At 66.0% G+C, this 13070-nt stretch carries 12 protein-coding genes; 3 read left to right on the forward strand and 9 right to left on the reverse strand.

What is annotated here, in order from left to right:
- Positions 1 to 29 precede the first annotated feature (29 nt).
- The 4 genes from EU800_RS18435 to EU800_RS18450 all read right to left on the reverse strand — a co-directional run bounded on the left by EU800_RS18435 (position 30) and on the right by EU800_RS18450 (position 4603).
- Positions 30 to 1073: a glycosyltransferase family 4 protein gene (locus EU800_RS18435; protein ID WP_129634497.1), complete on the reverse strand. Its 1044-nt coding sequence runs from the start codon at positions 1071 to 1073 to the stop codon at positions 30 to 32.
- A gap of 88 nt (positions 1074 to 1161) precedes the next feature.
- On the reverse strand, positions 1162 to 2232 hold the full coding sequence (locus EU800_RS18440; RefSeq protein WP_129634498.1) for a lysylphosphatidylglycerol synthase transmembrane domain-containing protein: 1071 nt from the start codon (positions 2230 to 2232) through the stop codon (positions 1162 to 1164).
- A complete protein-coding gene (locus tag EU800_RS18445; protein ID WP_129634499.1) occupies positions 2229 to 3854 on the reverse strand; it encodes a sulfatase-like hydrolase/transferase in 1626 nt (541 codons plus the stop codon). The genes EU800_RS18440 and EU800_RS18445 overlap by 4 nt, the downstream gene beginning before the upstream one ends.
- A complete protein-coding gene (locus EU800_RS18450; RefSeq protein ID WP_129634500.1) occupies positions 3851 to 4603 on the reverse strand; it encodes a CDP-alcohol phosphatidyltransferase family protein in 753 nt (250 codons plus the stop codon). Before EU800_RS18450 ends, EU800_RS18445 begins: the two co-directional genes overlap by 4 nt.
- 99 nt (positions 4604 to 4702) lie before the next feature.
- Here EU800_RS18450 and EU800_RS18455 point away from each other — a divergent pair, with 99 nt between their 5' ends.
- The 3 genes from EU800_RS18455 (at position 4703) to EU800_RS18465 (ending at position 8423) form a co-directional block, all read left to right on the forward strand.
- Positions 4703 to 5260: a cytochrome b gene (locus EU800_RS18455; protein ID WP_129634501.1), complete on the forward strand. Its 558-nt coding sequence runs from the start codon at positions 4703 to 4705 to the stop codon at positions 5258 to 5260.
- Positions 5261 to 5355: 95 nt separating this feature from the next.
- On the forward strand, positions 5356 to 6921 hold the full coding sequence (mdoH, locus tag EU800_RS18460) for a glucans biosynthesis glucosyltransferase MdoH (protein ID WP_129634502.1): 1566 nt from the start codon (positions 5356 to 5358) through the stop codon (positions 6919 to 6921).
- Positions 6921 to 8423, forward strand: a complete 1503-nt coding sequence (locus tag EU800_RS18465; RefSeq protein WP_129634503.1) for a glucan biosynthesis protein — start codon at positions 6921 to 6923, stop codon at positions 8421 to 8423. Before mdoH ends, EU800_RS18465 begins: the two co-directional genes overlap by 1 nt.
- Here EU800_RS18465 and EU800_RS18470 read toward each other — a convergent pair.
- The 5 genes from EU800_RS18470 to EU800_RS18490 form a co-directional block, all read right to left on the reverse strand.
- The gene (locus EU800_RS18470) at positions 8420 to 9157 is read right to left on the reverse strand and encodes an endonuclease/exonuclease/phosphatase family protein (protein ID WP_129634504.1); all 738 of its coding nucleotides are present in this window, start codon (positions 9155 to 9157) and stop codon (positions 8420 to 8422) included. The two genes, EU800_RS18465 and EU800_RS18470, sit on opposite strands and share 4 nt — an antisense overlap.
- A 623-nt stretch (positions 9158 to 9780) precedes the next feature.
- Positions 9781 to 10926, reverse strand: coding sequence for an AGE family epimerase/isomerase (locus EU800_RS18475; RefSeq protein ID WP_129634505.1), 1146 nt, complete (start codon positions 10924 to 10926; stop codon positions 9781 to 9783).
- A gap of 113 nt (positions 10927 to 11039) precedes the next feature.
- Positions 11040 to 11582: an AAA family ATPase gene (locus EU800_RS18480; protein ID WP_129634506.1), complete on the reverse strand. Its 543-nt coding sequence runs from the start codon at positions 11580 to 11582 to the stop codon at positions 11040 to 11042.
- Positions 11579 to 12487 (reverse strand): ROK family protein, encoded by a 909-nt coding sequence (locus EU800_RS18485; protein ID WP_165354725.1) that lies wholly within the window; start codon positions 12485 to 12487, stop codon positions 11579 to 11581. The genes EU800_RS18480 and EU800_RS18485 overlap by 4 nt, the downstream gene beginning before the upstream one ends.
- On the reverse strand, positions 12465 to 12872 hold the full coding sequence (locus tag EU800_RS18490) for a hypothetical protein (RefSeq protein ID WP_129634511.1): 408 nt from the start codon (positions 12870 to 12872) through the stop codon (positions 12465 to 12467). The genes EU800_RS18485 and EU800_RS18490 overlap by 23 nt, the downstream gene beginning before the upstream one ends.
- Positions 12873 to 13070 lie beyond the last annotated feature (198 nt).

Consider the following 13070-nt stretch of genomic DNA (forward strand, 5'->3'; position numbering starts at 1 on the left):
CGTGCGCGGTCTATTCAGCCGATCATCGGTCACACGCGGTCCAGAACGCCACCTGCGACATGTGCCGTGTCGGACCAGGATGGCAACAGGTGGCCTGCGCTCAGAGCGGCGTCCGCGCAGCGGCGATAGCTGGTTTCGTCCTGCAGAAGACCGGCGAGTTCTTCGGCAAAGGCTTCCGGATCGTCAGGCGCGACAAGCCGGCCGGCCTCTGCCGGGACCGTGTCGGGCACGGCGCCCGTCCGGCAGCTGACGATCGGCAGTCCGTTTGCGAGCGCTTCGTCGAAGACGAGGCCGTAGCCCTCGTAGCGCGTGGCGAGCGCGAATATGGTGGCCGACGCGTAGAGCGCGGCAAGCTCTGCGCCGGGCAGGTATCCGGCAATCCTGACCCTCTTGCCGAACCGCAATTCGTCCTTGAGGCGCGCGAGCGCCTTGGCGTGGTCCGAGTCGTAAGCAGTGCCTACGATGACCGCGGTCCAGTCGAGATCCATCAGGCGGGCAAGTGCCTTGAGAAGGATGTCGTGGCCCTTGCGCGGATGCTGGATTCCCACCGACAGGATGAGCGGCGGTCGGACCGGGTTGCGGGGGTAACTCGGGCGGTCTGTGCCCGGACGGGCGACGGTGATCCGACCCGCGTCGACGCCGTAGGAACCGGACAGCATTGCCGCGGTGCTCGGGCTCGGCACCAGGATGTGCGAGACATGCGCGAGGTTGTCCCGCTCGATCCGGTAGAGTTGCTCGCGCCGCGCCGGGTCGAGGCCCGTTTCCAGCGCGAGCGGGTGGTGGACCATGGCCACGCTCGGAACGTGAAGCTGTGCGAGCGCACGGGTCTCGAGCGTGGCCGAGATGAAACCGTCGAGGATCACCGCGCGGTCGGGTTCCAGCGCGGCGAGCTTTGCGATGGCGTCGGCCATGTCGGCCGGTGTCGGGTCCGGGAAGGAGGCGCCCAGTTCGACATGCGCCACGTCGCGGCCTTGTGCGCGCAGGCCTTCCAGCAGGCGGCGCTCGTAAATGTAGCCCCCGGTCGGCGTCGTGATGTCGCCCGGGATCGCAAAGGCTGCCCGGCGCAGGGTCATGGCCGGGATTCCGTATTCGGTCCGGCTGTCATCTCCAGCGTGTTCGCGTCTTTAATGGCAGTCCTTGTGGCCACAATCGCCGGTCTGGTCAGGTGCGGTCGAATGATGTCTTCCTTTGAAATTTGTTCCAGAGCCCGGATTCGCTCCTGCCGGATACGGGGTTCTGCAACGGGTCGCCTGGATCCATCCCGGGATCGGGCGCATTTGTAATGGTGTCGTGCCGCGCGGCCTTTGGGTCGACCCACAGGAGAACGACACCGGGGAGAACCGACACCGCGAAGAGGAGACCGAAGGCAACGCTCGCGGCGAGTCCGCCGCTCGCCGTCACGCCTGCGAGCGGCAGGAGGGTTGCTGCCGCACCTTCGCGCAGGCCCCAGCCTGAGATCGTGATCGGAACCAGCATCGTGAGCAGGATCAGGGGCACGAGCGCGGTCACGGCCGCAAGGCCGAGGTCGACACCGACCGCGCGAGCGCACAGGTCGAAGGCGGCCAGGTTGCAGAAGGTGGTGCCGAGGCTGAGGACGATCTGTCGGGGCAGCACCGACCGTGCCGCCAGCGCCGTCCCGATCGCGTCACAAAGGCTGAGGATGCTCCGCCCGGTTGCCCCCGGCATATGTGTTCCGGCAAGAAGTATGACGGGCAGGGCGGCGCCCACGGCGAGCAGCGTCGCGACCGGCGGAATCAGCCATCCGGGCCAGTCGAGCCCGCCCGGGATCACCAGGGTCACCAGAAACGCCACCGCAAGCGTGGCAAACATCGCGATCTGTCCGGCCAGCCGCTCGAACACCACCGCCTGTCCCGCGGCAAGGAGGCCGGCGTGCGCGCGGGACCGGACCGCCCGTCCCGCATCGCCGAGCATGCCGCCCGGCAGCGACTGGTTCACGATCTGCGAGAGATAGTATTCCCGGATTGCCGTCCCGGTTCCGAGCGTGATGCCGAGTTGGCGGGCTGTCAGTCGCCAGCGCAGCGCCGAAAGCACGGTTTGAAGGGTAAGCGCGAGGAGGGCGAGTGCCAGCAGGCGCCAGTCCGCAGCCGCGAGGCTTCGTGCGGCCTCGGGCCCGTCGGCGGCGCGCCAGAGCAGGGCGAGCAGGCCGAGCGCGATCGCGATCCGTGCAAGCTTGCGGGCCCGGCCGGGCGCGGATCGGCGCGGGCCCGTCAATGGACTGCCTGCTGTATGTCGGGCGTGGAATAGGCCTCGAGGATGAGGTCGCGCATCCGGTCCATCGGACGCACCGGGACCTGCGGATCGGGCAGCAGGCCATCGGTCCACCCCCAGCTCGCGACCGCTGAAACCAGCGCCTCCGGGCCGATCACGTGCACAGGCACGTCACGGCGCTCGTCCAGCGCCACGAATCCCGCCGCCTGATGGTCGCCGATCACGAAGATCAGTGGCGGGTTCGCGGCCTGGCGCGCGGCGTAGTCGAAGACCACGCGGAGCGCATAGTCGATGGCGCGCCGGTATTGCTCGCGCACGCGGTCGCGGTCCTGCCAGACCACGTCGGGCGGATCGCCCGACTGTGCCATGGCGTCGAAGATGTGCCCATCGCCGATCTCGTCCCAGGGCACCATGTCGGGCACCGGAACCCAGGGCGCATGGGACGAGCCGAGCGCGAGTTGCACGAAGAGGGGCCTCTTGTCCTCGCCGTCGCGAAGCAGCCGGTCGAGCGCGGCGAAAGTGAATTGATCGGGCATCGTCACCCAGTTGAAGGGCACCCCCTCATAGCCGAGGTCACGGGCGGCCAGCACTGTATCGAACCCCATCAGGGCGGATTCGGGCCAGTCGAGCGTGATCTGCGGCATCACCGCCGCGGTGTGAAACCCGGCATCCGACGCGATGTGGAACAGGGTTCGCCGGCCGCTGGCGAGCGCGGCTGCATAGCTTGTCTGGTTGGAGACCCAGAGACCGTTGGCAAAAGTCGCGTGGCTGAGCCAGCTTTGCCCGCCGCGCGTAGGCGCGGCCAGGAAGCCCGAGCGCATCGACAGGCCCAATGCGCGCAGCCGCGCCTCGGCCGCTCCAAGGGTCGCGCGGTGAGTTTCGGAGTAGAGCGGTGTATCGAGGCTCGTCCGGCCGTAGCTTTCGACAAAAATTATCAGGACGTCCCGGTCGATCCCGCGCAGCAGGCCCTCGCGGAAGGCATAGGGGTCGCTTGCCGCCGCTGCCTCGAAGGCGCGCAGTTCGGCCAGCGTGGCGCGAGCCATGTCGATGCGTTCCATCCCGACCCGCGCGGTGAAGGCGGTGCCCGGCGGGGAAACCGGAAGGCTCCAACGGCCCATCGTCTGCCCGACCTCCGCGACGGCGACTCCAGCGAATAGCAGAGATGCCACGATTGCGCCGCGCGCCAGCCCTTGGGGAACCGCGACCCGCGACCAGACCCCGCTGGCCCACCACGCCGCCCATGTGACGAGCACTGTCAGAACGACCGCCGCCAGCACCGCCACAGCCGTCGGAACCGGCCCGATTGCGCCAGTGGCGAGGCGTAGCCCCGCCTCGATCAGGGACAGGTCCGCAACCGGATTGAAGCCACGCCCGAGCGCCGAGAACATGGCGAAATCGGCTACCTTGAGCACGGCAATGAGCATGAGCACCGCCACCAGCGCGCCGCGAAGCCACACCGTCCACTGCGCCCGCGGCAGGGCGACAAGGCCCAGAAGGATCACAGGCAGCTCAAGGGGAAACAGGAAGAGCGCCTGCCAGGTCATCGCCGATGGATGGTTCGGCTGGATCAGCAGGAGATGGAACACCAAAGCGGCGAGGCCGAGGCGCAGCACTGTCCGGGTCATGCCCGTCGCCGCCACAGCCAGGCAAGATCGACCGCGAATGACCAGGCGAGACTTGCCGCCGCGAGGACAACGAGCGCCGTCGCAAGCCCCGCTGGCAGGATCGGAACCTGCAACAGGATCAGCGCGCTCAGCTGAAGGACGCAGATGGACTTGCGGCTGACCCGTTCGGGCAGGTCGCGGCGCATCCAGGGCATGACCCAGGTCGCGCCGATGAAGACGTATCTCGGCAGACCGAGGAAGATCGCGAGCACGCCCGCGCCGCTCGCCCCGGCCGCGTTCAGCGCAAGCACGAGCGCGAGGGCGGAATCGACCTCCATGTCGAACCGCGCGCCGAATTTCGAGACGAGCCCCTGCCGCCGGGCGAGCCAGCCGTCGAACCCGTCGAGCGTCAACGCGATCGTCGCGACCGCGACGACGGCCCAGGACGCCCCGACGCCCGCGACCAAAGGCGCGACGAGCGCCATGGCAAGGGCGAGCCGTCCCAGAGTTATGGCGTTGCACAGTCCGAGCGACCGGTGCGGATAGCTTCGATGCAGCGCAAGGCCCGCAAGCGTCGCCGCTACGGCGAAACTGGAGAGCGCCGTGATCGTCGCGATGGCGCCGGCGCCGAAGACCCACAGGGCGAGGCCAGGGATCAGAAAGGCGCCGAAGCCGAGGGCTGCGGCCGCAAACCCTCCGACCGGCGACCCGAGCCGGGCCAGCAGAGTGTTCGGCCAGCGCTGCCTTGACTGTGGACGCAGGAGTTCCATCTGGCAGACTTTGGGCGGCCTCGGAGAATAGTCAAGCTGCCACGCGCGCACTTGATCCGATCGGGGCAGGGTGCAACGATTGAATTTTCGGGAGGATCCATGTCCGATTCCGCGACCCAGTTCCGGCGTCCCGCCCGCCTGCTCCATTGGGGCATGGCGGTTCTGGTCCTTGCGACGATCCCCGCGGGGCTCGTGATGGTGCAGCCCGACCTGAACCGGACCCTGCAAAATACGCTGTTCCTGTTTCACAAGAATGTCGGTGTCCTGTTGTTCTTTCTGGTGCTGCTGCGGGCTTTCTATCGGTGGCGGCATCCGCCCGCGGCGCTTCCCGCCGACCTGCCGGACTGGCAACGAAAGATTGCCGGCCTGTCTCATCGGTTGCTCTACGCGTTGCTCGTGATCATGCCCCTGGCGGGCTATGTGCGCGTCAAGGCGGGCGGGTTTCCACTCGAGAGCCTCGACTGGCTCGGCGTCCCGTCGCTCGTGCCGCGCTCGGACGCGCTGGCCGCGGTCGCGAAGAATATCCACTTCCTTGGCGGGTTCGCGATTGCAGGCCTGATCGCACTCCATATTGCGGCGGCCGCCTATCACGGCATTTGGCGCCGGGACGGCGTCTTTTCGCGCATGTGGCCGCCTTTCGCAGGGCGCGGCGACTAGCGCGACTTGCCTCGGCCGGGCCTTGGCATAGCTGTCGGATTATTTTCATAAGCGCCTCCGCCGGCGCGGTCGAACAGGAAGGTGCGCGAACCATCATGTTGCTCGCAGTCTCACGTCCGCGTCTGCGCTTCGCCCGTGCCGCATGGCACGGCCCGCGCGCATGGGTGGCGGCGCTTTCGGCGGGCATGACGCTGGCGATCGTCTGGGCCTTTTGCGCGGGCGTGACCGTATGGACCCCGGCGGCGCTTGTCGCGGTGCCGCTCGTTGCCCTGACCGCGATCTGGATTTCCGGTGGCGCAGCGACGGCGCTTCTGGGCATCGCCCTGCCGGCGCCAGCGCGTGCGCCTGTTCCCGAAGGCTGGACGCCCGTGAGCCGCACGGCGATCCTGGTCATGCTCTGCAAGGAGGCGCCGGAGCCGCTGGCCGGCCATCTCGTGGCCCTGCATGCCGGGCTGGCGCGGGCAAGGCTGGACGGTGCGACACAGATTTTCGTGCTGTCGGACACGTTCGGCGCCGACCTGGTCAGGCAGGAGGAAGCGGCGCTTCACCCCCTGATGGCCGCCGGCGTGCTACGCTACCGGCGCCGCGCGCGAAATACCGGACGCAAGCCCGGCAACATCGCCGAATGGGTGTCCACTCATGGCGACCTGTTCGACCACATGCTGGTACTGGATGCCGACAGCAGGATGACCCCGCGGCGCATTCGCCGGATGATCTGGCAGATGGAACAGCGTCCTCGGCTCGGTCTGTTGCAGGCCGGTATCGCGCTCCGGCCCGGAACGACCCGCCTCGGCCGTCATCAGCGTGGCAGTGCCCGTCTTCTGTCGCGCGGTTTCGGGCGCGGTTTCGCTGCCTGGAGCGGGGACAGCAGCAATTACTGGGGGCATAACGCGATCATACGCCTCGCCGCGTTTCGCACGGCGACCTCTCTTCCCGTGCTTCCGGGGCGCGCGCCCTTCGGTGGTCCGTTGCTGAGCCATGATTTCATCGAAGCGGCATGGATCCGCCGCGCCGGCTGGGCCGTCGCGCTCGATCCGGACAGTTCCGGGAGCGCCGAGGAGGCGCCACAGAGCGTGGCGGCGCTTCTTTCGCGTGACAGGCGCTGGTGCCAGGGGAATCTACAGCATCTGCGGCTGCTCGCCGAGCCGGGGCTCGACCCGGTCAGCCGGGTGCACCTGGCCATGGGCATCCTGAGCTATATCGTTGCGCCGGCCTGGGTGATCCTTGTCGCGCTCATCGCATCGGGCGGTGTGTCCGTGGTCGGGGTCCTTCCGTTGATCGTGGTGGCGGCGGTCCTGCTTGTTCCGAAACTCTGCGCCCTGATCGACGGCTGGCGGCGTGCCCGGACGGCAAAGCGGCGCGCGGTGGTTTCGCGTGCATGGGCAGCGGAGCTGGCCGTCTCCAGCGTCATCGCCCCGTTGGTCCTCTTGCGGCAGGCCGGCTCGGTGGCCGCGGTCTGCCTTGGACGTGATTGCGGCTGGAAGTCGGGCAACCGCAGGGATCCGGCCCTTCCGCCCGGTCTTTCCGAGGCCGCGGTGGGGGCCGGCCTCGTGGCTGTCGGGACGCTGGCGGCGGGGCCAGCGGCGCTCTGGCTGGCTCCGGTCGCCCTGCCGCTCTGTTTCGCGCCGCTCGTCATCCGCGTGATGGACGCGCCCGCCTGATGCGACGGCGGGGCTTCATCGCCGGAGCCGCTGCGCTGGCGGCCCTGCGGCCGGCACGGATCGTGGCACAGTCCGGCACGTCCCTCCTGCAGGAGGCGCGCCGTCTGGCGGCACGCCCCTATGCGAATGACCCGCCGCCCCTGCCGCCGCCCTTCGCCGGTCTGACCTACGACGCCTATCGCGGCATCCGTCCAATCCCTGGCCGCGCGGCGATGCTCCCCCTCGGCCCGGACTTCGCCTTCGACGTGCTGCCGCCGGGCCTCTACTTTCCCGACCCGGTCCGGATCGACCGGGACCTGGGCGATGGTCCCCGCGAAATTGCCTTCGCACCTGATCTGTTCGATTTCGAACCCCGTTACTTCGGCGCGGTGCCGGACCGCGCGCCTGGAGCGGGTTTCTCGGGGCTCCGGTTGCGCCATCCGCTGAATGCACCCGACCGGATGGACGAGGTGCTCGTCGTGCAGGGCGCGAGCTATTTCCGGGCCATCGGGCAGGCGATGGTCTATGGCCTGTCCGCACGCGCCGTCGCGCTTGGCACAGGGGGCGCCGTGCCGGAGGAGTTCCCGAAATTCACCCATCTCCGTCTGCGCCCGGCCGGCGGTGGTGCGGTCAGCCTGGAGGCGGTGATCGACAGCCCGTCGCTCGCCGGGCATCTCGAGATGTCGCTGCGCCCCGGCCGGGACACTGTGCAGGATCTTGCCGTCACCCTGCTGCCGCGGCGCGAGATCGCCGATATCGGCGTGGCGCCCCTGACATCGATGTATCTCAAGGGGCCGCTCCGGGCGTCGGTCAGCGACGATTTCCGTCCGAGGGTTCATGACAGCGACCTGCTCTTCATCGAGAACGGCGCGGGCGAGCGCCTTTGGCGCCCGGTCTCGAACCCCACAAAGGTCGAGACCTCGGCCTTCCTCGACGATGGCCCGGTGAGCTACGGCCTGTTCCAGACCAAACGTCGATTCACCGACTTCGAAGATACCGAAGCGCGCTACCACGACCGTCCCGCCGCCATCGTGCATCCCGCGGGCGACTGGGGGCGCGGGGTAGTGATGTTGGTCGAGATCCCGACCGGCACCGAGTTCATGGACAACATCGTCGCCTTCTGGCGTCCGGAGGCGCCGCTCGCCGCCGGCAGCGAACACCGCTTTGCCTACAACCTGACCTGGACGCTGGCGGACCCCGCCGCGACATTCGCCGAACGCGCCATCCTGCAGAGCCGCAGCGGGCGCGAGCACGACCGCCCCGGAACGCTGCGCTACGTCATCGACATCGCGGGCAGCCCGGCCGGACTCAGCCCGGAGATCACGGCGTCTGGCTTGGTCGAGATCACCGGGGTCAGCCTTGTTCCGCTTCCAGACGGCGGCGGCACGCGTCTGACCTTCCTGCTGGCTCCGGGCGATATCGAAAGCGCCGATATCCGCGTTTCATTCGGAAGCACCGATGGCCGCGATGCCATGCCCGTCTGGATTCACCGGTGGACCCGGGCGCGGGACGGCGGGGTCTAGACCGGCGGCGGTACCTCAATCTCGGCGGCAAGCGGGCGGTGATCCGAGGCAAGGCGTATGCCGGGCCCGTCGAGCGCCTGCGCATGCAGAACGCGGGCACCGCCCGCGGCGAGGACGCGGTCGAGGGGCAGGAACGGGCGTTGAACTGGAAACGTCGCTCGCGCGGGACCGGCAAAGCGATCGCCAAGCACCCGGCGTGAAAAGGCGAGACCGCCCCAGGGCCGCCATTCGTTCAGGTCGCCGCAAAGAACGGCCGGGCGCGCCGGCTTGCGAAACAGGAACTGTCCCACCGTCCGCATCTGCACGATGCGAAGCGCCTGGGAGAGCGAAAGATGCGTTCCGATGACGCGCAGGGGGCACCCGTCCTTGCGGATGTCGAGAACGACCGCGCCCCTGTGGCAGTGGCCGGGCAGATCCAGGAGTGCGATCTCTTCGATCTCGACGCCGGTGCCTGCGAGGAAGCACACACCGAGAAATCCGTGGCTTTCGGCGCCCCAAAGGCTCCTCCGGTCCCTCTGGACGTGGCGAAGCCCCGTGCCAGTTTCGATGCCGTCAAGATCCAGTATACCTCGATGCGGTGGACGTTCCTCGTCGGCTTCCTGCAGGACCAGGAGGTCGGGGCGCCGCCCGACGACCTCCCGCAACAGGACATCCGCGGTTCGGGACGGGTCGATCACACCGTCCTCCCCGCGCCCCCTGTGGATGTTCCAACTCGTGATCGACAGAACCGCCAGAACGTCCTCCTCTTCCCGCGCCTGCCCGCCTTCGGGTCGAATGGCGGCACTTCAAGATAGGGCAGGGCTGCTCCGCGGCGAAAGGGGTGTCCCGCCGATTTCAGCGGCCGGGCGACGTCGGCCCTGCTCGGGAAATGCCTGACGGAGACTATGTCGCCGGGCGCTCGTGGAGATATGCCAATGCCATTGGCATGCGCACCGTATCTGGAGTTCCGAGCCGCCACTCGGCCGATGTCGTTGCATGCACCGCCCCGGCCAGCCGTGTCTCCACCGACAGGACGATCGAGCGCATATTTGAAACATGCCTTTAGCGTTCAAGAGAGTCCTCACAATTGACGCCGCCGCTCTGCGGCAGCTCCGATTGGTCCGTTTTGCGCGCTATTTGGGGGGGAAGTGTCGAGTGGCAGTCCGTAGGGGGGCTACATAAATCGATTTAGCTCAATCGATTGAGGCGTAAACTGCTCCGGATTCCCTCCGTTGCTCGAAGCCGAAAATCTCTCCATAGCGTGCTGACGTCAGACAGCCTTGAGTCCTGAGACGAGTGCGAGGGCGTCGAAGGATCTTGAGACATCGGGTATTTGCGGAAAGAGAACGGCCTGGATTGCATGATAGACATCAGGCTTTCATTGAAACTGTCGCGAAATGGGAGTGCCGCCCGGATCAATTTCCGGGTACCAGCCGCCCCTTTCGTGGTCGATCAACTGCCGGTCGGCAAAGTCCCAAAGCCTGCGATACCATACCTCGTCTTCCGAGGTCGGGTTGATCTTGAGCAACGTCGTCAGCACGCCGATGCCTTCGGTCACGGGCCACCAGTAGCGATCCGCGATCGCTACCTTGCCATCCCGACCGAGTGTGTAGGCGATGCCTCCGTTGGGAAGCCAGGCGTCCGACAGGGCCTGCGTGACGAGACTGCGCGCCCGTTGCAGTGCGCCAGTGTCGACGCGGCCGGTGAGATCCCAGTGTTGTAGGGAGAGACGGGCCACTTCCAGGGAATGACCCGGTGTCGTTCCGGCCGGGCGGAACATGGGATTGCCCGCGTAATCAAAGTCGACCTCCCAGGACTCGGTATAGTGTTCCGGAAGCCGCCAGTCGTTCTCGGGCGCCATTTTTCCGACGAAGAAGTCCAGGATGCGCCCCGCGCGGTCCAGGTAAACGCGTTCGCCCGTCGCCTCGAAGGCTACAAGCAGCGCCTCCACGCCATGCATGTTGGCGTTCATGCCCCGATAGGTCGAGAACGGGGTCCAAGTCTGCGTAAACTCATCCCGCAGAAGTCCCCACTCGTCGTCCCAGAAGTGCCGATCGATGATCTCGGTGATATCTGCGAGCAGCCGGTCGGCGTCCGGATGGCCGGCGAGCTTTGCACTGGAAGCGGCGAGCAGGACAAAGACATGCCCGTAGGCAAGCTTCGTTTTATCGGCCGCCATTCCTTCTTCGACAGACCAGACATAGCCTCCGTGAGTGGTGTCTCGGTGTTTCTGCCAAAGGAACTCCATGCCTGCGTCGATAATGTCGGTGCAGTCGACGTCTCCGAATGCCTTTCCAAGGGCGTAGGAATGGATAAGCCGCGTTGTCGTGTGCAACTCCTGTGGTGTGCCCTCGATTGCCCGCCCGTCGAAGTCGAGAAGATCGAAACCACCATCGGGTCGCAAGCTTTGGCGAAAGAAGTCGAACTGCCGGTGCGCGTCCTGTTTCAGCCATGCGCGGTGCGCCGGGTCCTCAAGAACAGGGCCGGTGAAGTCAGGGTCGAAGGGGCCGAGAGTGTAAGGCATGTTTGGTCCTCCAATGCAATCTTTGCCGACATCCGTTCAAAGGCTTGGGAGCGCGACCGGACATTCCGTCACTGGTACCGCTTCGCCGGCGTCCGCCCAAAGCCGATGTTGCCCTAGAGCTCAAGAAGATCGAGCAATCGGTTGCAGATAGCCGGATCGAACACTTCTTCGGTGTTCACGGTGACGACAGGACCGAACTGCTCCAACGGCCGGGCGCTGCGAACCAACTCGCGAAGTTCCTCGGCGTAGGAAGCGGGCGGATGTCCCGGATGACGAATGCGGCTGCGATATCTTTCGGCGGCGGTGTCTGGAGACACGGCACACCAAACCTCGATGACGCGTTCGATACCAGCCCGCTCCAGATGTCGACTTAGCACTTCGGGTGGCTGAAAGCCGTGCCAGGCGTCGACGAGGGCAACGTGGGTTTCCGGGAAAGCGGCAATCGCGTCAAAAATCGCATAGTAGCTTGCACGCCCGAGCATCCGATTGTGATCGCGGTCGCCGATCCCGATTTCGGCATACAAGCCTTCCTTGATCGTATCGAGTGCCAACGGCACCGCGCAGATCCCCGCTTGGTTCAGGAATGTCGTGAGTTTTCCGCTCACAGTCGACTTGCCGCTCGCCGGGACACCATTGACGATAACTACTTGCTTCATGCCGTCTCCGCTAAGCGGCCATCCTTATGCGCCAAGGCATGAAGGCCGGCGCCGATCACGCCCGCGTCGTCGCCAAGGCTTGCGGCTTCGAACGGCACTGGAAACCATGGGCTGCGGGTCTCCAGGGTGTTGAGGGCCTGCACCATGTCCCGACCCAGACCGCCGCCGACCAAAATCAAATCTGGGTCGGCAACAGAAACGAGCGTCTCGAGGGCACGTTGCATCGGCTGGCTCCACGCGCGCAGAACAGCCTGCGCCACGGCATCGGACTTTTCGGCAAGCGAAAACAGGTCCTCGGTTCGGGTTTCTTCCGGAAGTTCCGTCTGCAAGATCAAACGGCGCAGCGCCGTTCCTGAACTCAATGTCTCGACGCAACCAGTACGGCCGCAATTGCAGCGGGGCCCGTCGTCCGCAACAACGATGTGGCCGAACTGCCCGGCATGTCCGCCGCCATACCAGGGGCGACCATCCTGCAGCGCTGCGCCACCAACCCCGGTTCCAACGGTGACCATCATGACCAATTTGTCGCGGAACTTGGACCGGCAGTTCAACTCGGCAATAAGCGCCATCATTGCATCGTTTTCGATGCGAACCGGTAGCCCCGTCTTTCGAGACACTAGGCCGACCAAGTCGAAACCGGCAATGTCGAGATATCCAGCCGAAACGATCTCGCCGGTTTGCCCGAGGACTCGTCCTGGGATCCCAACTCCAATAGCTGCATCTTCCGGCCCGCGCATTTGCTCGATCAGGCGAAGGAGCTGGGCAGGAAACTCATCCCGGCTGGCCTGAACTGGTTCGATGATCCTGCTCAGGATCTCTCCTTCGCGGCTGATCCTTGCGATGCGGATCCGGGTGCCGCCGACATCGACGCCCAGTCCGGTTTCAGGCGGCTTGTGCGCTGGCATCGAGCACATCCTGAATCTCACGCAGGCGTTTGCTTGCGATTTCTTCGAGACGCGTGCGCTGTACGTCCCCATCAAGAGAGATACAATCCTTCCACAGAGCGCGACCGGCAATCACGCCTGACGCGCCGCATTCCATGGCCGTTTCCACCTGGCCGATGAAGGTCTCGTGGTCGACACCCGCTGACAGCACGGCCCAGGGAACGCCATCGCATAGTTTGGAGATCTCGCGACAGGCTTCGGCGGTTCCCGGGAACGGCAGTTTCAGAACCTTGGAGCCGAGCTCCAAAGAGATCTTGGCGCATCCGACGATAAGGTCCGGGAAGACCTTGGCATATTCCTCGTCGGTCTCGCCGTCCAGCTTGTAGGTCGTGTTGACAAAAGGGATTCACACTCGGCAGTAGGCGTGATTCAAGCTGGTATCTGCGATGGAGACCAGCTTGGCACGAAACCTGATGTCGGAATGAGGCGGGTCAGAAAACGGTCCGGGGGACCGTTTTCCCGGCGAATGAGTGGGCGTTCTTTGAGCGGTTCATCTTGTCTGTCCGCGCCCCGAATGGGCGCAAACCCACAGACCACCGGCTTG

Source organism: Tropicimonas sp. IMCC6043, from assembly GCF_004146235.1.
In the GTDB taxonomy this organism is placed as follows: Bacteria; Pseudomonadota; Alphaproteobacteria; order Rhodobacterales; family Rhodobacteraceae; genus Tropicimonas.

What these genes read in the sequence shown, in the direction of transcription:
- EU800_RS18435 (WP_129634497.1), bottom strand. Translation starts at nt 1,073, where the DNA reads ATGACCCTGCGCCGGGCAGCCTTTGCGATCCCGGGCGACATCACGACG.
- EU800_RS18445 (WP_129634499.1), bottom strand. Translation starts at nt 3,854, where the DNA reads ATGACCCGGACAGTGCTGCGCCTCGGCCTCGCCGCTTTGGTGTTCCAT.
- EU800_RS18450 (WP_129634500.1), bottom strand. Translation starts at nt 4,603, where the DNA reads ATGGAACTCCTGCGTCCACAGTCAAGGCAGCGCTGGCCGAACACTCTG.
- EU800_RS18455 (WP_129634501.1), top strand. Translation starts at nt 4,703, where the DNA reads ATGTCCGATTCCGCGACCCAGTTCCGGCGTCCCGCCCGCCTGCTCCAT.
- mdoH (WP_129634502.1), top strand. Translation starts at nt 5,356, where the DNA reads ATGTTGCTCGCAGTCTCACGTCCGCGTCTGCGCTTCGCCCGTGCCGCA.
- EU800_RS18465 (WP_129634503.1), top strand. Translation starts at nt 6,921, where the DNA reads ATGCGACGGCGGGGCTTCATCGCCGGAGCCGCTGCGCTGGCGGCCCTG.
- EU800_RS18475 (WP_129634505.1), bottom strand. Translation starts at nt 10,926, where the DNA reads ATGCCTTACACTCTCGGCCCCTTCGACCCTGACTTCACCGGCCCTGTT.
- EU800_RS18480 (WP_129634506.1), bottom strand. Translation starts at nt 11,582, where the DNA reads ATGAAGCAAGTAGTTATCGTCAATGGTGTCCCGGCGAGCGGCAAGTCG.
- EU800_RS18485 (WP_165354725.1), bottom strand. Translation starts at nt 12,487, where the DNA reads ATGCCAGCGCACAAGCCGCCTGAAACCGGACTGGGCGTCGATGTCGGC.